18 protein-coding genes and 4 pseudogenes are annotated in these 17385 nt (G+C 71.2%); 16 read left to right on the top strand and 6 right to left on the bottom strand.

Annotated elements, in window-relative coordinates; all coding sequences use genetic code 11:
• The first annotated feature begins 12 nt into the window (after window positions 1-12).
• From AFM16_RS30035 to AFM16_RS29975, 13 genes are all read left to right on the top strand, one after another.
• Window positions 13-585 carry a GNAT family N-acetyltransferase gene (locus AFM16_RS30035; RefSeq protein ID WP_078635453.1) on the top strand — a complete coding sequence of 191 codons (573 nt, stop codon included), beginning with the start codon at window positions 13-15 and terminating at the stop codon, window positions 583-585.
• A gap of 127 nt (window positions 586-712) precedes the next feature.
• Window positions 713-796 (top strand): putative leader peptide, encoded by an 84-nt coding sequence (locus AFM16_RS40665; protein ID WP_309474722.1) that lies wholly within the window; start codon window positions 713-715, stop codon window positions 794-796.
• 127 nt (window positions 797-923) lie between these two features.
• Window positions 924-2621: a nitrite/sulfite reductase gene (locus AFM16_RS30030; protein WP_078635451.1), complete on the top strand. Its 1698-nt coding sequence runs from the start codon at window positions 924-926 to the stop codon at window positions 2619-2621.
• Entirely contained in the window at window positions 2618-2797 is a 180-nt protein-coding gene (locus AFM16_RS30025) for a hypothetical protein (protein ID WP_078635449.1), read from the top strand. Before AFM16_RS30030 ends, AFM16_RS30025 begins: the two co-directional genes overlap by 4 nt.
• On the top strand, window positions 2794-3504 hold the full coding sequence (locus AFM16_RS30020; protein ID WP_078635447.1) for a phosphoadenylyl-sulfate reductase: 711 nt from the start codon (window positions 2794-2796) through the stop codon (window positions 3502-3504). Before AFM16_RS30025 ends, AFM16_RS30020 begins: the two co-directional genes overlap by 4 nt.
• A 6-nt stretch (window positions 3505-3510) precedes the next feature.
• Complete coding sequence (gene cysC / locus AFM16_RS30015; protein WP_078635445.1) at window positions 3511-4071, top strand: adenylyl-sulfate kinase; 561 nt, start codon at window positions 3511-3513, stop codon at window positions 4069-4071.
• On the top strand, window positions 4068-5003 hold the full coding sequence (cysD, locus tag AFM16_RS30010) for a sulfate adenylyltransferase subunit CysD (RefSeq protein WP_030793055.1): 936 nt from the start codon (window positions 4068-4070) through the stop codon (window positions 5001-5003). The genes cysC and cysD overlap by 4 nt, the downstream gene beginning before the upstream one ends.
• 2 nt (window positions 5004-5005) lie before the next feature.
• The gene (locus AFM16_RS30005; RefSeq protein ID WP_030793058.1) at window positions 5006-6334 is read left to right on the top strand and encodes a sulfate adenylyltransferase subunit 1; all 1329 of its coding nucleotides are present in this window, start codon (window positions 5006-5008) and stop codon (window positions 6332-6334) included.
• A 236-nt stretch (window positions 6335-6570) separates the two neighbouring features.
• Window positions 6571-7683: an aliphatic sulfonate ABC transporter substrate-binding protein gene (locus tag AFM16_RS29995; protein ID WP_030793063.1), complete on the top strand. Its 1113-nt coding sequence runs from the start codon at window positions 6571-6573 to the stop codon at window positions 7681-7683.
• Between the two features lie 36 nt (window positions 7684-7719).
• A complete protein-coding gene (locus tag AFM16_RS29990) occupies window positions 7720-8505 on the top strand; it encodes an ABC transporter ATP-binding protein (protein WP_030793067.1) in 786 nt (261 codons plus the stop codon).
• Window positions 8492-9415 (top strand): ABC transporter permease, encoded by a 924-nt coding sequence (locus AFM16_RS29985; RefSeq protein ID WP_078635442.1) that lies wholly within the window; start codon window positions 8492-8494, stop codon window positions 9413-9415. Before AFM16_RS29990 ends, AFM16_RS29985 begins: the two co-directional genes overlap by 14 nt.
• Window positions 9416-9425: 10 nt before the next feature.
• The gene (locus tag AFM16_RS29980; protein WP_078635440.1) at window positions 9426-10166 is read left to right on the top strand and encodes a sirohydrochlorin chelatase; all 741 of its coding nucleotides are present in this window, start codon (window positions 9426-9428) and stop codon (window positions 10164-10166) included.
• 65 nt (window positions 10167-10231) lie between these two features.
• Complete coding sequence (locus AFM16_RS29975) at window positions 10232-11047, top strand: transglutaminase domain-containing protein (RefSeq protein WP_245177833.1); 816 nt, start codon at window positions 10232-10234, stop codon at window positions 11045-11047.
• Between the two features lie 67 nt (window positions 11048-11114).
• Here AFM16_RS29975 and AFM16_RS29970 read toward each other — a convergent pair whose 3' ends face one another.
• The 4 genes and pseudogenes from AFM16_RS29970 to AFM16_RS39515 form a co-directional block, all read right to left on the bottom strand.
• A complete protein-coding gene (locus AFM16_RS29970) occupies window positions 11115-11660 on the bottom strand; it encodes a DUF1697 domain-containing protein (protein WP_030793080.1) in 546 nt (181 codons plus the stop codon).
• Between the two features lie 158 nt (window positions 11661-11818).
• A pseudogene (locus AFM16_RS40250) lies at window positions 11819-12032 on the bottom strand (macrolide-inactivating glycosyltransferase); the annotation flags it as partial.
• A 13-nt stretch (window positions 12033-12045) separates the two neighbouring features.
• A pseudogene (locus tag AFM16_RS29960) lies at window positions 12046-12345 on the bottom strand (rRNA adenine N-6-methyltransferase family protein); the annotation flags it as partial.
• Between the two features lie 28 nt (window positions 12346-12373).
• The gene (locus AFM16_RS39515) at window positions 12374-12685 is read right to left on the bottom strand and encodes a hypothetical protein (RefSeq protein WP_167797117.1); all 312 of its coding nucleotides are present in this window, start codon (window positions 12683-12685) and stop codon (window positions 12374-12376) included.
• 109 nt (window positions 12686-12794) lie between these two features.
• Between AFM16_RS39515 and AFM16_RS29950 the strand changes: the two genes are divergently transcribed.
• Both AFM16_RS29950 and AFM16_RS38760 read left to right on the top strand, forming a co-directional pair.
• On the top strand, window positions 12795-13856 hold the full coding sequence (locus AFM16_RS29950) for an IS630 family transposase (protein ID WP_209313206.1): 1062 nt from the start codon (window positions 12795-12797) through the stop codon (window positions 13854-13856).
• A gap of 285 nt (window positions 13857-14141) precedes the next feature.
• Window positions 14142-14252 (top strand): annotated as a pseudogene (locus tag AFM16_RS38760) (aminoglycoside phosphotransferase family protein); the annotation flags it as partial.
• Window positions 14253-14312: 60 nt separating this feature from the next.
• On the opposite strand, the pseudogene mgt reads toward AFM16_RS38760, so the two are convergent.
• A pseudogene (mgt, locus tag AFM16_RS29945) lies at window positions 14313-15552 on the bottom strand (macrolide-inactivating glycosyltransferase).
• 116 nt (window positions 15553-15668) lie between these two features.
• Here mgt and AFM16_RS29940 point away from each other — a divergent pair.
• The gene (locus tag AFM16_RS29940; protein WP_078635430.1) at window positions 15669-16532 is read left to right on the top strand and encodes a phosphotransferase enzyme family protein; all 864 of its coding nucleotides are present in this window, start codon (window positions 15669-15671) and stop codon (window positions 16530-16532) included.
• A gap of 46 nt (window positions 16533-16578) precedes the next feature.
• Here the strand turns inward: AFM16_RS29940 and AFM16_RS29935 are convergent, their stop codons facing one another.
• Window positions 16579-17304, bottom strand: coding sequence for a 3'-5' exonuclease (locus AFM16_RS29935; RefSeq protein ID WP_030793100.1), 726 nt, complete (start codon window positions 17302-17304; stop codon window positions 16579-16581).
• Window positions 17305-17385: the final 81 nt, after the last annotated feature.

Here is a 17385-nt window from a genome sequence, read left to right as displayed (position 1 = left end):
TTCCCTGGCGGCATGACGAACATCCCCGTGACCACCTGGTCCCTGGAGCAGACCGCGCCGACCGACCTGCTGCCGGCCGCCGCGCCGGACGGCGACGTCCGGATCGTCCGCGCCGAGATCCCCTCGCCCGAGTTCAGCCGTTTCCTGTACGCATCCGTCGGCGGCGACATCCGCTGGATCGACCGGCTGGGCTGGCCGTACGCGCGCTGGGCGGAGCATCTGGCGCGGCCGGGCGTCGAGACCTGGGTGGCGTACGACCGGGGCACCCCGGCGGGGTACGTGGAGCTGGAGCCGCAGGACGACGGTGTGGTGGAGATCGTCTACTTCGGGCTGATCCCCGCCTTCCGCGGCCGGCGGATCGGCGGACACCTGCTGTCGTACGGCACCGCCCGCGCCTGGGACCTCGCGGAGCGCTGGCCGGGGCTGCCGGAGACCAAGCGGGTGTGGCTGCACACGTGCAGCCTGGACGGCGAGCACGCGATGGCGAACTACCAGCGCCGGGGGTTCACGCTGTTCGACACCAAGGTCGAGGAGCAGCGCGAGGTGTCCACACCGGGCCCCTGGCCGGGTGCATACCCTGTCTGACCTGCACCGACAAGAGGTGGCGCGCAGCTTGTGACCGACACCACCCTTGTCTCACATCTCGGGACAAGGGTGTCCGCATCGCGGACGAAGGTGGACTGTGTCCAGAACGCCGTGCCACGCTTCCGTCATGTCCGGAACTGGAATTGCCTTGGTGAGTCGGCGGCACGTCGACCTCGGCCGCATGTCCAGCGCCATCTGTCCGGTGAGCTGAGAGCCCCAGCACCACCGACGTCTTCCGCTTCGAGCTTCCTGCCGCGCAATGATGCGCAGTCATGCCCCATGCGCCCGTGCGCGCAGGTCAGAGCCGCTTTCCGCCTGTCCCGAAGGACGATTTCACCATGGCCGCCACCCCGCAGAACCCTGCTGCCTCCGCGCCCCGCCGCAAGGTGAGCCGTCACCGTGGCGAGGGTCAGTGGGCCGCGGGCCACTTCACCCCGCTCAACGGCAACGAGCAGTTCAAGAAGGACGACGACGGTCTCAATGTGCGGACACGCATTGAGACGATCTACTCCAAGCGCGGCTTCGACTCGATCGACCCCAACGACCTGCGTGGCCGCATGCGTTGGTGGGGCCTCTACACCCAGCGCAAGCCCGGGATCGACGGCGGCAAGACCGCGGTCCTGGAGCCGGAGGAGCTGGACGACAAGTACTTCATGCTGCGCGTGCGCATCGACGGCGGCCGGCTGACCACCGAGCAGCTCCGGGTGATCGGCGAGATCTCGCAGGAGTTCGCCCGGGGCACGGCGGACCTCACCGACCGGCAGAACGTGCAGTACCACTGGATCCGTATCGAGGACGTCCCGGAGATCTGGAACCGCCTGGAGGCGGTCGGGCTGTCCACCACCGAGGCCTGCGGCGACACCCCCCGGGTGATCATCGGCTCGCCGGTGGCGGGCATCGCCGAGGACGAGATCATCGACGGCTCCCCCGCGATCGACGCGATCCACAGCCGGTACATCGGCACCAAGGAATTCTCGAACCTGCCCCGCAAGTTCAAGACCGCGATCTCCGGCTCCCCGCTTCTCGACGTCGCCCACGAGATCAACGACATCGCGTTCGTCGGCGTCGAACACCCCGAGCACGGGCCCGGCTTCGACCTGTGGGTCGGCGGCGGACTGTCCACCAACCCGAAGATCGGCGTCCGGCTCGGCGCCTGGGTGCCGCTGGACGAGGTCCCCGACGTCTGGGCGGGTGTCATCGGCATCTTCCGCGACTACGGCTACCGGCGGCTGCGCACCCGCGCCCGCCTGAAGTTCCTGGTCGCCGACTGGGGTGCGGAGAAGTTCCGGCAGATCCTGGAGACCGAGTACCTCCACCGCGCGCTCGTGGACGGCCCCGCGCCCGCCGAGCCGGTGGAGCGCTGGCGCGACCACGTGGGCGTGCACCGGCAGCGGGACGGCCGCTTCTACGTCGGTTTCGCCCCGCGGGTCGGCCGGGTGGACGGCGCCACGCTGTCGAAGATCGCCGACCTGGCCGAGGCGCACGGTTCCGGCCGGGTGCGCACCACCGTCGAGCAGAAGATGATCGTCCTCGACGTCGAGGAGGGACAGGTCGACTCGCTGGTCGAGGCGCTGGAGGCGCTGGACCTCACCGCCCGGCCCTCCCCGTTCCGGCGCGGCACCATGGCCTGCACCGGCATCGAGTACTGCAAGCTCGCCATCGTCGAGACGAAGGCGCGCGGCGCCTCGCTGATCGACGAACTGGAGCGCCGCATCCCGGAGTTCGACGAGCCGATCACCATCAACATCAACGGCTGCCCGAACGCCTGCGCCCGCATCCAGGTGGCGGACATCGGTCTCAAGGGACAGCTCGTCCTGGACGGCAACGGCGAGCAGGTCGAGGGCTTCCAGGTGCACCTGGGCGGCGCGCTCGGCCTCGAGGCCGGCTTCGGCCGCAAGGTCCGCGGTCTGAAGGTCACCTCCCAGGAACTGCCCGACTACGTCGAGCGGGTGCTGAAGCGGTTCCAGGACCAGCGCGAGGACGGCGAGCGGTTCGCCGCCTGGGCCGCGCGCGCCGACGAGGAGGCCCTGTCATGAGCGAGCGGGCCGCCCCCTTCCACTGCCCCTACTGCGGCGACGAGGACCTGCGTCCGAACGAGCAGGGCCACGGCGCCTGGGAATGCGCGGCGTGCAACCGCGCATTCCGGCTGAAGTTCCTCGGGCTGCTCGCCCGCGGCGTTCAGCGCACCGAACCGGGAGGGGACCGGATATGACGACGCTTCAGGAAGACCGTGACACCGAGGAGTTGAAGGCGCTCGCCGAGGAGGCGGGCCGCGACCTGGAGGACGCCTCCGCGCTGGAGATCCTCCGGTGGGCGGTGGACACCTTCGGCAAGGGCTTCTGCGTCACCTCGTCCATGGAGGACGCGGTCGTCGCCCATCTGGCCTCCCGGGTCCTCAAGGGCGTGGACGTGGTGTTCCTCGACACCGGCTACCACTTCCCCGAGACCATCGGCACCCGGGACGCCGTCGAGGCCGTGATGGACGTCAACGTCATCACCCTGACGCCCCGTCAGACCGTCGCCGAGCAGGACGCCGAGTACGGGCCGAAGCTGCACGACCGCGACCCCGACCTGTGCTGCGCGCTGCGCAAGGTGCGCCCGCTGGAGGAGGGGCTCGCCGGCTACACGGCCTGGGCCACCGGACTGCGCCGCGACGAGTCGCCGACCCGGGCGAACACCCCCGTCGTCGGCTGGGACGAGAAGCGCCGCAAGGTCAAGATCTCGCCGATCGCCCGCTGGACGCAGGACGACGTCGACACGTACCTCACCGAGCACGGTGTGCTGTCCAACCCGCTGCTCATGGACGGCTACGCCTCCGTCGGCTGCGCCCCCTGCACCCGCCGGGTCCTCGAAGGCGAGGACGCCCGCGCCGGCCGCTGGGCCGGACGCGCCAAGACCGAGTGCGGACTGCACGGCTGACCCCCCATGACACCGACATTGGAGAACCACGTGACGAGCGGAGCCACCGTCTGGCTCACGGGTCTGCCGAGCGCCGGCAAGACCACCATCGCGTACGAGCTGGCCGGCCGGCTGCGCGAGGAGGGCCACCTCGTGGAGGTGCTCGACGGCGACGAGATACGCGAGTTCATCTCGGCGGGCCTCGGCTTCTCCCGCGAGGACCGGCACACCAACGTGCAGCGCATCGGCTTCCTCGCCGAACTGCTCGCCCGTAACGGCGTGAAGGCGCTCGTCCCGGTGATCGCGCCCTACGCCGACAGCCGCGAGGCGGTCCGCAAGCGCCACCAGGAGAGCGGGACCTCGTACCTGGAGGTGCACGTGGCGACCCCCGTCGAGGTGTGCAGCGAGCGGGACGTGAAGGGCCTGTACGCGCAGCAGGCGGCGGGCCGGCTCACCGGGCTCACCGGTGTCGACGACCCGTACGAGGTACCCGAGTCGCCCGATCTGCGGATCGAGTCCCAGGACCAGACCGTGCAGGAGTCCGCGGCGTCGCTGTACGCGCTGCTCACCGAGAGGGGCCTGGTGTGACCGCCGTAACCGAGGCGCACGAGGGTACGGTCCGTCCGTACACCCTCTCCCACCTGGACGCTCTGGAGTCCGAGGCGGTGCACATCTTCCGCGAGGTCGCGGGGGAGTTCGAGAACCCGGTGATCCTCTTCTCCGGCGGCAAGGACTCCATCGTCATGCTGCACCTGGCGCTGAAGGCGTTCGCGCCCGCCGCGGTGCCCTTCGCGCTGCTGCACGTGGACACCGGGCACAACTTCCCCGAGGTGCTGGAGTACCGCGACCGGGTGGTCGCCGCCCACGGGCTGCGTCTGCACGTGGCGTCCGTGCAGGAGTACATCGACCGCGGCGTGCTCAGGGAGCGCCCCGACGGCACCCGCAACCCGCTCCAGACGCTGCCGCTCACCGAGCGGATCCAGGCGGAGAAGTTCGACGCGGTCTTCGGCGGCGGGAGGCGCGACGAGGAGAAGGCGCGGGCCAAGGAACGCGTGTTCTCGCTGCGCGACGAGTTCTCCCAGTGGGACCCGCGCCGCCAGCGCCCCGAGCTGTGGAACCTCTACAACGGCCGCCACGCCCCCGGTGAGCACGTCCGGGTCTTCCCGCTCTCCAACTGGACCGAGCTGGACGTGTGGCAGTACATCGCCCGCGAGGACATCGAGCTGCCGCAGATCTACTTCGCGCACGAGCGCGAGGTGTTCCAGCGGTCCGGGATGTGGCTGACCGCGGGCGAGTGGGGCGGTCCGAAGGACGGCGAGACGGTCGAGAAGCGCCTGGTGCGCTACCGGACCGTGGGTGACATGTCCTGCACGGGCGCGGTGGACTCCGACGCCACGACGCTGGACGCCGTCATCACCGAGATCGCCGCCTCCCGGCTCACCGAGCGCGGCGCCACCCGCGCCGACGACAAGCTCTCCGAGGCCGCGATGGAAGACCGCAAGCGCGAGGGGTACTTCTAAGCATGAGCACGACCGCGGAACTCACCGCCACCACGCTGCTGCGGTTCGCCACCGCCGGTTCCGTCGACGACGGCAAGTCCACCCTCGTCGGACGGCTGCTGCACGACTCCAAGTCGGTCCTCACCGACCAACTGGAGGCCGTGGAGCGGGTCTCGGCGAGCCGGGGCCAGGAGGGCCCGGACCTCGCCCTGCTCACCGACGGGCTGCGCGCCGAGCGCGAACAGGGCATCACCATCGACGTGGCCTACCGCTACTTCGCCACCCCGCGGCGGCGGTTCATCCTCGCCGACACCCCCGGGCATGTGCAGTACACCCGCAACATGGTCACCGGCGCCTCCACCGCCGAGCTGACGGTGATCCTGGTCGACGCCCGCAACGGCGTCGTCGAGCAGACCCGCCGGCACGCGGCGCTCGCCGCCCTGCTGCGCGTCCCGCACGCGGTCCTCGCCGTCAACAAGATGGACCTGGTCGACTACGAGGAGTCCGTGTTCGCCGCGATCGCCGAGGAGTTCACGGCGTACGCGACCGAGCTGGGCGTCCCGGAGGTCACCGCCATCCCGATCTCGGCGCTGGCCGGGGACAACGTCGTGGAACCGTCCGCGAACATGGACTGGTACGGCGGCCCGACCGTCCTGGAGCACCTGGAGACCGTCCCGGTCAGCCACGACCTGGCGCACTGCCACGCCCGGCTGCCCGTGCAGTACGTGATCCGGCCGCAGACCGCCGACCACCCCGACTACCGGGGCTACGCCGGCCAGATCGCCGCCGGCACGTTCCGGGTCGGCGAGCCGGTGACGGTCCTGCCGTCGGGCCGTACGACGACGATCGCCGGGATCGACCTGCTGGGCACCCCGGTCGACGTGGCGTGGACGACGCAGTCGGTGACCGTGCTGCTCGCGGACGACGTGGACGTCTCGCGCGGCGACCTGATCGTGCCGACCAAGGACGCGCCCGCGACCACCCAGGACGTGGAGGCGACCGTCTGCCACGTGGCCGACCAGCCGCTCACGGTCGGGCACCGGGTGCTGATCAAGCACGGCACCCGCACGGTCAAGGCGATCGTCAAGGACATCCCGTCCCGGCTCACGCTCGACGACCTGTCCCTGCACCCGCATCCGGGACAGCTCGTCGCCAACGACATCGGGCGGGTGAAGATCCGTACCGCGGAGCCGCTGCCGGTGGACTCCTACGCGGACTCGCGCCGCACGGGCTCGTTCATCCTGATCGACCCCGCGGACGGCACCACGCTCACCGCCGGCATGGTCGGGGAGTCGTTCGCCTCCCCCGAGCCGGTCAAGGACCAGTCCGACGACGACGGTTGGGACTTCTGAGACATGAACTCCACCGACTACTACTCCACGTTCGCGAAGGAGGGCGGCCGCGTCGGCAGCGGCGCCCTCGGCAGCGGGCAGGGCGGGGTGGCCCGATGTGCGGCATGACGTACGCGCACTGCCTGCGCGCCCCGTCCCCCCACCCGACGTCCCGGAAGCGACGAAGACCTTCTGCCGATTTCCCGGCCACGACCTGAAAACCCGTGACCGCCGGGCCAACGAGAGGAACCCCTCCCGTGCCTGCCAACCGCTCCACGTCTCTTCGCCGCGGCCTCGCCGCCGTAGCCGCACTTCCCCTGCTCACCCTCGCCGCCTGCGGTTACGGGTCCGACTCCAAGGACGACTCGTCCAACCAGAAGGTCGCCGCCGGCGCGAAGAAGATCGACGGCCTCGACTCCGTCAAGATCGGCTACTTCGGCAACCTGACCCACGGGACCGCCCTCGTCGGCGTGAACAAGGGCTACTTCCAGAAGGCCCTGGGTGCCACCAAGGCGACCTACCAGGTCTTCAACGCGGGGCCCTCCGAGATCGAGGCGCTCAACTCCGGCTCCATCGACATCGGCTGGATCGGCCCCTCCCCGTCGATCAACGGCTACACCAAGTCCGCGGGCAAGAACCTGCGCATCATCGGCGGTTCGGCCTCCGGCGGTGTGAAGCTCGTGGTCAACCCCGACAAGATCAAGTCCGTGAAGGACGTCAAGGGCAAGCGGATCGCCACCCCGCAGCTCGGCAACACCCAGGACGTGGCGCTCCTCAACTGGGCCTCCGAGCAGGGCTGGAAGGTCGACGCGGAGAGCGGCAAGGGTGACATCTCCGTCATCCGTACGGACAACAAGGTCACCCCGGACGCCTACAAGGCCGGTTCCATCGACGGCGCCTGGGTGCCGGAGCCGACCGCGTCCAAGCTGGTCGCCGAGGGCGCGAAGGTGCTGTTCGACGAGGCCGACCTGTGGCCCGACAAGAAGTTCGTGATCACGAACATCATCGTGTCGCAGAAGTTCCTCGACGCGCACCCGAAGGCCGTCGAGGCGGTGCTGAAGGCGTCCGTCGACGCCAACAAGTACATCAACGCCAACCCCGACGAGGCGAAGGCCGCGGCCAACGCCCAGCTCAAGGTGGACTCCGGCAAGGAGCTGCCGGCGGACGTCCTGGACCCGGCGTGGAAGTCGATCCAGTTCACCAACGACCCGCTGGCCTCCACGCTGAACACCGAGGCCGAGTACGCGGTGAAGGCCGGTCTCCTGGAGGACCCGCTGCTGAAGGGCATCTACGACCTCACGCTCCTCAACAAGGTCCTCGCGGCCGCGGGTGAGAGCCCGGTCGACGACGCCGGTCTCGGCGTCAAGTAACCCGACGGTCCGCCAAGTCCCCAGGAGGTGACGACCATGGCCACCACCCTCGCCAAGGCCGACGGTGCCGAGACGGTGGAGCACGCCGCGCGCATCGAGCACGTCTCGAAGTCCTTCGCCGGTCCCGCCGGGCAGCAGCTCGTCCTGGACGACATCACCCTCGATGTCGCGCCGGGCGAGTTCGTCACCCTCCTGGGGGCCTCCGGCTGTGGCAAGTCCACACTGCTGAACCTGGTGGCGGGTCTCGACGACCCGTCGTCGGGCAGCATCACCACCGACGGGCGTCCCGCTCTGATGTTCCAGGAGCACGCCCTGTTCCCGTGGCTGACCGCGGGCAAGAACATCGAACTCGCCCTGAAACTGGGCGGGGTCGCCAAGGCCGACCGGCGCGGCCGGGCGGAGGAACTGCTCGAACTGGTCCGGCTGACGGGCTCGTACGACAAGCGGGTGCACGAACTGTCCGGCGGTATGCGGCAGCGCGTCGCGCTGGCGCGGGCCCTCGCGCAGGACGCCCGGCTGCTGCTGATGGACGAGCCGTTCGCGGCGCTCGACGCCATCACCCGCGATGTGCTGCACGACGAACTGACCCGGATCTGGGAGGAGACGGGGCTGTCCGTCCTGTTCGTCACGCACAACGTGCGGGAGGCGGTCCGCCTCGCGCAGCGCGTCATCCTGCTGTCCTCCCGGCCGGGGCGGATCGCGCGCGAGTGGACGGTCGGCATCCCGCAGCCGCGTCGGATCGAGGACGCGCCCGTGGCCGAACTGTCCCTGGAGATCACCGAAGTCCTGCGTGGGGAGATCCGCCGTCATGGCCAGCACTGAGACGAAGTCGACGGACACCCGCACGGGGGACGACGGAGAGCGGGACGAGGCGGAGCGGATCGCCTCGGTGGAGGCGGGGCTCGACGCGCTGGAGACCGGGGTCGTCAGCCGTACGCCGTTCCGGCAGACCTTCGTCAACAAGATCCTGCCGCCGATCGTCGCGATCGCCGTGGTGATCGTGGTCTGGCAGGCCCTGATCACCTTCAAGATCGTGGACGATCCGACGAAGCTGCCCTCGCCGGGCGACGTCGGCGCCGAGTTCCAGGAAGCCTGGCTGGAGGGCCGGCTCCTGGAGTACATCTGGACCAGCGTCTCGCGCGGTCTGCTCGGCTTCGTGTTCGCGCTGGCCATCGGCACCCCGCTGGGGCTGCTGGTGGCGCGGGTGAAGTTCGTGCGTGCGGCGATCGGCCCGATCCTGTCCGGCCTCCAGTCGCTGCCGTCGGTGGCGTGGGTACCGCCGGCCGTGCTCTGGCTGGGTCTGAACAACTCGATGATGTACGCGGTGATCCTGCTGGGCGCGGTGCCGTCCATCGCCAACGGTCTGGTCTCCGGCATCGACCAGGTGCCGCCGCTGTTCCTGCGGGCGGGCCGCACGATGGGCGCCACCGGGCTCAAGGGCGCCTGGCACATCGTGCTGCCGGCCGCGCTGCCCGGCTATCTGGCGGGCGTGAAGCAGGGCTGGGCGTTCTCCTGGCGCTCGCTGATGGCGGCGGAGATCATCGCCTCCTCGCCGGACCTGGGCATCGGTCTGGGCGCGCTGCTTGAGAACGGCCGCAACGCCAGCTCGATGTCGATGGTGTTCGAGGCGATCATCCTGATCCTCTTCGTCGGCATCGCCATCGACCTGCTGATCTTCAGTCCGCTGGAGCGGCGGGTGCTGCGCAGCCGCGGTCTGCTGGTCAAGAGCTGAGGCGGCGCGTATGCACCGGGAACCGGTCCTCCTCGTCATCGCCCACGGCAGCCGTGACCCACGGCACGCCGCGACCGTCCACGCCCTGGTACGGCGGGTACGGTCGCTGCGGCCCGGGCTGCGCGTGGAGACCGGTTTCCTGGACTTCAACATCCCTTCCGTGCAAGGGGTGTTGGAGTCACTGGCGGCGCGGGGCGTACGCGACGTGGTCGCCCTGCCGCTGCTGCTGACCCGCGCCTTCCACGCCAAGGCGGACATCCCGGCGGTCCTGCGGGACGCGCCACCGCGCCTGCGGATCCGCCAGGCGGAGGTACTGGGCCCGTCCCCGCTGCTGCTGTCGGCACTGGAGCGGCGGCTGTACGAGACGGGACTGACCCCCGCCGACAAGTCCTCGACCGGGGTCGTCCTGGCCTCGGCGGGGTCCACCGACCCGGAGGCGATCGCGGTGATCGCAGACATCGCGCGGGAGTGGCGGCACACCGGCTGGTGCGCCGTGCGACCCGCGTTCGCCTCCGCGGCCCTCCCCCGCACGGAGGACGCGGTACGCGCGCTGCGGAAGCTGGGCTGCGCCCGGGTGGCCGTGGCCCCGTACGTCCTGGCCCCCGGCCGCCTGCCGGACCGCATCGCCCGCGGCGCGGCCGACGCGGACGTCCTGGCCGACGTCCTCGGCCCGGCCCCGGAAGTGGCCCGCCTCCTGCTGGAGAGGTACGACGGGGCCCGGGTGCCCGCGCTGGCGGCTGTGGGGGCCTGAGGGCCCCGGGTTCGTCCCGGGGCGGAGTCGACCTTGCCCCAGGGGCAGGGCCGAGCATGCGCCGCATGGACGACTTCCACGGCAGATACCTGAAGCAGACGCCCTACAGCGACCCCGGTGACCTCGGTGACCTCGGCGCCGGCATCACCGGCCTCCCGCGCGATCCGGGACGGCTGGCCTCGCTCGTACGGGATCTGATCATCCATCGCGGCGAGGGCGGGCGCTTCGGCCATGCCATCCCCGTACAACGGCTGCGCGACGACGCCGAGTCGCGGTACGTCGGCGAGCTGCTGCGCATCCTGCGGAGCCGCTCGGACCGGCCGCTCACCGCACCGCGGCCGCCCGAGGAGCGGTTCGTCGGCACCTGCCGGGACTTCGCCCTGCTGCACTGCTCGCTGCTGCGGGCCACGGGCACACCGGCCCGGATCCGCTGCGGCTTCGTCACGTACTTCGACGAGGACTTCCACGCCGACCACTGGATCACCGAGTACCTGGCCCCGGACGGGAGCCTGCGGCTGGCCGACCCGCAGGTCCACCACGGGTACGACGCGCCCTTCGACCCGGTCGACCTGTCCCGTGAGGCGTTCCTGCAGGCGGTCGACGCCTGGCGGATGTGCCAGGAGGGGCGGGCCGACCCGGAGTCGTTCGGTGTGCGGGACCTCAACGGGATCGCGGGGCTGGCGTACACGGGCCTGTGGTTCGTGCGGGCCGACGTGCGCCGGGACCCGGCCGCCCGCAACGGGGTCGAGGTGCTGCCCCGGGACGACTGGGGCCGGCCGGTCCTGGACGACGGCTCGCTCACCGAGGAGGACCTCGCCGTGATCGACGCGGTCGCGGCGGCATCCGAGGCATCCGGTGAGGCGGAGCTGCGTCGGCTGTAAGAGGATCCCCGGCCGGCTGTGCCGGACGAGATCACCTCGTGCACCGCCTACGGCGGCGTCCGGCGGGTCACTCTGTCAGTTCCACGAGCTTGACCACGGTGTTCCAGTTGCGGGTGGTGACGATCAAGCCCCTGGTCAGCCGGGGGCGGGCGAGCTGCTCGGCAAGCTTGGAGCGGCCGAGGCCGTCGGGGGCGTAGAGATAGAGGGCTCGATCGCCCAGGCGGAACTCCTCCGGGAGATGGGCGGCCTGATCGATCCCGGCGAAACGCTCGGCGTCGACGGGGGCGGAGAAGTAGGTGACGTGCAGTTGCTTGGGCTGGAGGCCGGCGGCCGGGAACGGACAGGCCTCGGCGACCGCCTTCAGATAGGCGTGGTCGCGGACGATCACGTCGACGGCGAAGCCGAACTGCTTCTCGATCGCCTGGGCGAGCTCAGCGGCGAGGGACTCCTCGTCGCCGTGATCGGTGCCGAAGACGGCCTGGCCGCTCTGCAGGTACGTACGGACGCCGTCGTGGCCGAGGCCCTCCATCAGGGTGCGCAGCCCGGCCATCGGGAGCTTCCGGTTGCCGCCCACGTTGATTCCGCGCAGGAGTGCGGCGTACATCGTCGTCATGACCTCAGCGTAAGACCTGTCCCAGCGGTGGAGCGGTGGGCGGACCCCTGATCATCGCCCCCGAGATCTCCCGGTATCACAAGGGGGCAAGCCCGTCATGGGGAAGCAGGAAACTCGGGTACGGGGCCTGGCCGCCCGGGCCGGCGGCGGGAGCGCCCGGTCGAGTTCCAGAGCTTCCCCTCGGCGCCGGTCCCGGTGACCTTGTCTGCGAAGACGGGCGGGATCGCGTACGTGACCCGGTGGCCACACGCCCCGAGTTCGCGGATCACCTCGAGACTCAGGTTCACGTGACCGTGGGCGGCAATGGAGAACATGGCGATGTGGGCACGAACAGTCATGCACCTGACAGTATGCGGGACGAGGCGTCTCGTGCTCCTGGTTAGGTTCAGGGGGTCAGCGCCTCGTGCAGCCGCAGCCACTGTTCCGGCGCCACTCCCCCCACGAGCACCCCGGGATCCACACCCGCGGCCCGGAACGCGGCGTTGATCCGCCGCCTCGGACGGGCCCGCCGCAGCGACGCGTGCAGCGAACCCCCGACCCCGGCGAAGCCCGGCTCGACCAGACACCGCAGGCCTCGGTAAGCGGCGTCGTCGAGCAGCGCGACGGCACGCCGATCGATGTACAGGGCCCCGGCGTCCACCCCCGGCACGGGCCGGAACCTGTGCCGACCGATCCGGTCCAGCAGCGCCTGCGGGCGTACTCGAGCTGGGTGGTCATGCGAGGACCCCCGGTTCTTCGTAACCCCCAGGCTCGGGCGACGGTCCGGGCACCACGGCTGGGCGGTGGCCGTTCTGATCCTCGGTGCGGTCGGTGTCGGAGCCCGGGGTGCCGGAGAGCCCCGGCGGGTCGTCTCCGCCAGAGTAGTTCCCGCCGGGGCCGCTCCCGTTCCGCAGTCGTATCACCCGCTTGTACGCGCGACGAGCGAGCGTGAGCGTCCGTTCGATGCCCCCGCTGAGAAAGATGAGATCGCAGGCCACCATGGTCAGCGCGAAGCTCGTCAATCCCATGAGCACGGCGATGGACACGTGGAACCCGATCGAGACCAGGGCCGCCCACGGGCGGATGCGCCGCACGAGGATGCCGAGGGGGAAGTATTGATCCGAAACGGTTTGGGTTCTGGGTCGTTGGAGGGGTGTGAGCGATCTGGTGGGGGACGCGCGGCATCTGTCGCCGTCGGCGCAGGAGGCCCTGCGGCTGCGGGCGGTGGCCGCGTTGGTGGCGGGGCGGGACCGTGAGGACGTGGCGGCGGTGTTCGGGGTGTCGCTGAAGGCCGTCGACATCTGGTGGGCGAAGTGGCTGGCCGGCGGTCGGGAGGCTCTGGTGATGCGGCCGCGTGGTAAGCCGGTCGGGGTGCACCAGGTGCTCGGGGAGGCCGAGCAGGCCGCTGTGCGGCAGGCGGTCCTCGATCACCGGCCCTGTGACGTGGGGCTGAGTGGGCAGTTGTGGACGCGGCGGCTGATCGGTGACCTGATCGCGAAGCTGTACCGGGTACGGCTGACCGAACCGGGGGTGGGCAAGTACCTGAAGCGGTGGGGTCTTTCCTTCCAGCGCCCGGACAAGAGGGCCGTCGAGCAGGACCCCGAGGCCGTCCGGCGCTGGCACGCCGAGACCTGGCCCAAGATCCGGGCGAGGGCGAAGGAGGACGGTGGGGAGATTCTCTTCGCCGACCAGGTCGGCATCCGCTCCGACCAGGTCACAGGCCGCACCTGGGGAGAGAAGGGCAAGACCCCCGTCGTGCGACGGGCCGGGAACCGGTTCTCGGTGAACGCGATGTCGGCGATCAGCACCAAGGGCCGGATGCACTTCATGGTCTTCACCGAGAGTTTCACCGCCGAGGTGATGTGCCGCTTCCTGGACCGGCTCGCCGGCCACTTCGACCACAAGGTCCATCTCGTGGTCGACGGGCACTCCGCCCACCGCTCGAAGAAGGTCCGCGACTGGCTCGCAGCCCACCCCGACGACGTCGAGCTGCACTTCCTGCCCCCGTACTCGCCCGAGCTCAACCCCGACGAACTCGTCAACGCCGACCTCAAGCACAGCCTGCCCAAGCAGCACCGAGCCCGGAACCAGGCCGAACTCGCCGCCGAGACCCGCCGCTTCTTCCGCAGACGCCAGCGCCAGCCGCACATCGTCCGCGGCTACTTCGGCGGCCCACACGTCCGCTACGTCCTGGACGAGAACCCCATGAGTTTCTGATCAATATAAGCCAACCGCCGTGTGGAAGAGGTCAGTTCACGGCAAGGTGGTCGGCGAGAGTGAGAGCGTCGGAGATCGCGTAGCCCCTTGTTAATCTCGGCGCGGGTCGTGGCCAGGGGCGGCGCCGTCCACCCGCCCCTCCTCCTCGATCATGCGATGTTGGACAGGGCGGCCGCGAGGGAGGTGGGGTTGCGACTGGGCACCGCGCACACTGCCCGGCCTGTGCCGGTGCGACACTGACGGCGGATGGCCGGTACCCGACGGTCGAAGACGTGGGCGAGGGAGGTGGACGAGGCACGGGCCCGAAACGTACTGGCCGCGGCGGGAGTGCTGCCCGGCGCGGTCCGCGAGGCACGGCTGCTCGCTCTGGGCGAGAACGCGGTGTTCGCCGCCGGCCCGGCCGGGTGATCCGGGGCCCGTCGACTCTCGGGGGAGTCGACGGGCCCTTTCCCGTGGTCACCGCCGGGGCAGCTCGGCCTCGATCAGGTCGGCCGCGCGGCGGGTGCCGCCCTCCCGGGCCGTCTCGGTGGCGATGGCGTTCAGCCGGCGGGCCGTCTCCGGGTCGTCGACGAGCGCCAGGGCCGCCTCGCGCAGGGCCTCGGCGGTGGCGTCGGCCGTGTCCAGCCGCCGGGCGACGCCGAGCCCGGCCAGCATGTCCGCGTTGCCGAACTGGTCCGCGGCCTGCGGTACGGCGATCATCGGGGTGGCGGTGGCCAGCCCTTCCTGGCTGCCGCCCGCGCCGGCGTGGGTGACGAACAGGTCGGCCTGCCGCAGGATCGCGAGCTGCGGCACCCAGGAGTGCACCTCGACGTTCCCGGGCAGGGCGCCCAGGTCGGCCGGGTCGACGTGCTTGCCGATCTGGAGGACCAGGTGCCAGCCGGGCAGGCCGGCGAAGGCGCGTACGCACTCCCGGTAGAAGTCGGGCCGCTTGGTGAAGGCCGACCCCAGGGAGACCAGGACGACCTTCTCGGCGCCGGCGGGCCGCGTCCACTCCCCCTCACCGGTGCGGTCGCCCTGGCAGGCGCCGACGAAGGAGTACACGCGCTCGTCGACCCGGTCGGCGAACGGCTGGAGAGCCTTGGGGATCAGCACCAGGGACCGGTCGGGGCGGCCCATGAAGGCGTCGGGGTCGAGGGTCAGGCCGTTCTCCTCCAGCCAGGTCCGGAAGCGGGCGTAGTACGCCTGCCCCCGCGGGGTCTGCTTCGGCTCGGCCCACATGGGCTCGGCGACCTCCTCCTCGTACCCCTCCCAGGCGACCAGGTTCGGGGAGAGCGAGACGGCGGGCACGCCCCAGCGGTGGGCCAGGACACGGGCCGGGTAGGCGGTGATGTCGTGCAGGACGAGGTCGGGCTCGTCGCCCTCGTAGGCGGCGGTCAACTGGGGCAGGGCCTGCATCGCGTCGGCGAGGAACGGCTCGACGTTGTCCAGGAGGGTGGTGCCCCAGGCCGACGGGTCGTCGTCGGGCGAGGGCAGCGTGGAGTTCCAGGGCTTCACCTCGGCTCCGGTCGCGGCGACCTTCTCGGCGAACAGGGGCGGAACGGCGTAGGTGACCCGGTGGCCGCGCGCGACCAGTTCGCGGATCACTTCCAGGCTGGGGTTCACATGGCCGTGGGCGGCGATGGAGAACATGGCGATGTGGGCGCGTCGTCGGGTCATGCCACCGACCTTAGGCGAGACGAGACGTCTCGTGCAACATCAATTCCGGGAAAGATCCGCGCACATCCGAGAAAGATCCGCCCACACCGTCCGACCTGTGCGAATGCGAGACTGATCACCGGAAACGGCGGACGGACGGGCGACACGGAGGCGGCGATGGACGAGGCGGCGGCACGGGACGTACTGGCCGCGGCGGGGGTGCTGCCCGGCCCGGCCGGGGACGCGCGGCTGCTCGCCCTGGGCGAGAACGCTGTGTTCGCCGCGGGTGACCTGGTGGTGAAGGTGGGCCGGACCGCCGAACTCCTGGACCGGGCCCGGCGGGAGCTGGACGTCGCGGCATGGCTGGCGGAGGCGGACGTCCCGGCGGTACGGGCGGCCGCGCCGGAACCGCTGCTGGTGCGCGGGCACCCGGTGACGGTGTGGCACCGGCTGCCCGATCCCGTACGGCCCGCCGGACCGCGCGATCTGGCGGTGCTGCTGCGACGGCTGCACGCCCTGCCCGCACCCGCCTTCGGGCTGCCGCCGCGCGATCTGCTGTCCGGGGTGGAGCGCTGGCTGCGCCTGGCGGGCGACGCGGTCGACCCCGCGGACGCGGCCTATCTGCGCGAGCGCCGCGACGGCTTCGCGGCGGCGGCCGCCGCGCTCACCCCGCATCTGCCGCCGGGGCCGATCCACGGGGACGCCCTGCCCCGCAATGTGCACATCGGGCCCGACGGTCCGGTCCTGGTCGACCTGGAGACCGTCTCCGCCGATCTGCGGGAGCACGATCTGGTGGTGATGGCCCTCTCGCGGGACCGCTACGGGCTGCCCGCGCGGGAGTACGACGCCTTCACCGAGGCGTACGGCTGGGACGTACGGGAGTGGGAGGGGTGTGGGGTGCTGCGCGGTGCGCGTGAGACGGCGAGCTGCGCCTGGGTGGCCCAGCACGCGCCCGCGAACCCCGGGGCGCGGGCGGAGTTCGAGCGCCGGGTGGCGTCCCTGCGGGACGGGGACGCGGCGGTGCGCTGGTACCCCTTCTGACGGGGCGCCGGGGAAGCGGCGCCCGCCGGAACCTCGGCCGGTGGCGTCAGCCGGCGGGGGTGTCCGCCAGTTCCCGGACCGGCCAGACGCCGTCCACCACGGCGTCCGGCTCGCCCTTGCGGCGCAGGAAGCTCTGGAAGTCGGCCGCCCACTCGGCGTACCACTCGATCTGGCGGTGGTGCAGCTCGGCCGGACCAAGGGCCGCGATCTTGGGGTGCCGGCCAGCTATCGCACGGGCCAGCCGGGCGGCGGCGAGGGCGTCCGCCGAGGCGTTGTGAGCGGCGTCGAGCGGGACGCCGTACTCGGCGCAGACCGCTTCGAGGGTGCGCTTGCCCCGGCGGTAGCGGTCGGCCCGGCGGTCGATGGTGTACGGGTCGATCACCGGTGCCGGGTCCACGCCGCCGAGACGGTCGCGCAGGGACGGCAGTCCGTGGCGCCGCAGTTCGGCGGTGAGGAGGGTGAGGTCGAAGGCGGCGTTGTAGGCGACGACCGGGACCCCGGCGCGCCAGTAGCCCGTCAGGACGTCGGCGAGGGCGTCGGCCACCTGGTCGGCGGGGCGGCCCTCGGCGGTGGCGCGCTCATTGCTGATGCCGTGCACGGCGACGGCGTCGGCCGGGATCTCCACGCCCGGGTCGGCGAGCCACTCCCGGTGTCCCAGGACCTGTCCGTCCCTGACCTCGATCACGGCCCCTGTGACGATGCGCGCCTCGCGCGGGTCCGTCCCGGTCGTCTCCAGGTCGAAGCCGACCAGCAGCTCCTGGTACCAGGCCATGCGTGGCCCCCCTTCTCGGTGGTGCTTTCCCCCAGTGGTCCCCACCTTCGCACGGGCCACTGACAATGAGAGGAGAGCCCT

It is taken from the genome of Streptomyces antibioticus (assembly GCF_002019855.1).
Lineage (GTDB): Bacteria > Actinomycetota > Actinomycetes > Streptomycetales > Streptomycetaceae > Streptomyces > Streptomyces antibioticus_B.
The sequence above is the reverse complement of the archived record's forward strand: the minus strand, read 5'-3'. Positions and strand labels throughout refer to the sequence as shown.

What these genes read in the sequence shown, in the direction of transcription:
- AFM16_RS30035 (WP_078635453.1), top strand. Translation starts at nt 13, where the DNA reads ATGACGAACATCCCCGTGACCACCTGGTCCCTGGAGCAGACCGCGCCG.
- AFM16_RS40665 (WP_309474722.1), top strand. Translation starts at nt 713, where the DNA reads ATGTCCGGAACTGGAATTGCCTTGGTGAGTCGGCGGCACGTCGACCTC.
- AFM16_RS30030 (WP_078635451.1), top strand. Translation starts at nt 924, where the DNA reads ATGGCCGCCACCCCGCAGAACCCTGCTGCCTCCGCGCCCCGCCGCAAG.
- AFM16_RS30025 (WP_078635449.1), top strand. Translation starts at nt 2,618, where the DNA reads ATGAGCGAGCGGGCCGCCCCCTTCCACTGCCCCTACTGCGGCGACGAG.
- AFM16_RS30020 (WP_078635447.1), top strand. Translation starts at nt 2,794, where the DNA reads ATGACGACGCTTCAGGAAGACCGTGACACCGAGGAGTTGAAGGCGCTC.
- cysC (WP_078635445.1), top strand. Translation starts at nt 3,511, where the DNA reads ATGACACCGACATTGGAGAACCACGTGACGAGCGGAGCCACCGTCTGG.
- AFM16_RS30005 (WP_030793058.1), top strand. Translation starts at nt 5,006, where the DNA reads ATGAGCACGACCGCGGAACTCACCGCCACCACGCTGCTGCGGTTCGCC.
- AFM16_RS29990 (WP_030793067.1), top strand. Translation starts at nt 7,720, where the DNA reads ATGGCCACCACCCTCGCCAAGGCCGACGGTGCCGAGACGGTGGAGCAC.
- AFM16_RS29985 (WP_078635442.1), top strand. Translation starts at nt 8,492, where the DNA reads ATGGCCAGCACTGAGACGAAGTCGACGGACACCCGCACGGGGGACGAC.
- AFM16_RS29980 (WP_078635440.1), top strand. Translation starts at nt 9,426, where the DNA reads ATGCACCGGGAACCGGTCCTCCTCGTCATCGCCCACGGCAGCCGTGAC.
- AFM16_RS29975 (WP_245177833.1), top strand. Translation starts at nt 10,232, where the DNA reads ATGGACGACTTCCACGGCAGATACCTGAAGCAGACGCCCTACAGCGAC.
- AFM16_RS29970 (WP_030793080.1), bottom strand. Translation starts at nt 11,660, where the DNA reads ATGACGACGATGTACGCCGCACTCCTGCGCGGAATCAACGTGGGCGGC.
- AFM16_RS29940 (WP_078635430.1), top strand. Translation starts at nt 15,669, where the DNA reads ATGGACGAGGCGGCGGCACGGGACGTACTGGCCGCGGCGGGGGTGCTG.
- AFM16_RS29935 (WP_030793100.1), bottom strand. Translation starts at nt 17,304, where the DNA reads ATGGCCTGGTACCAGGAGCTGCTGGTCGGCTTCGACCTGGAGACGACC.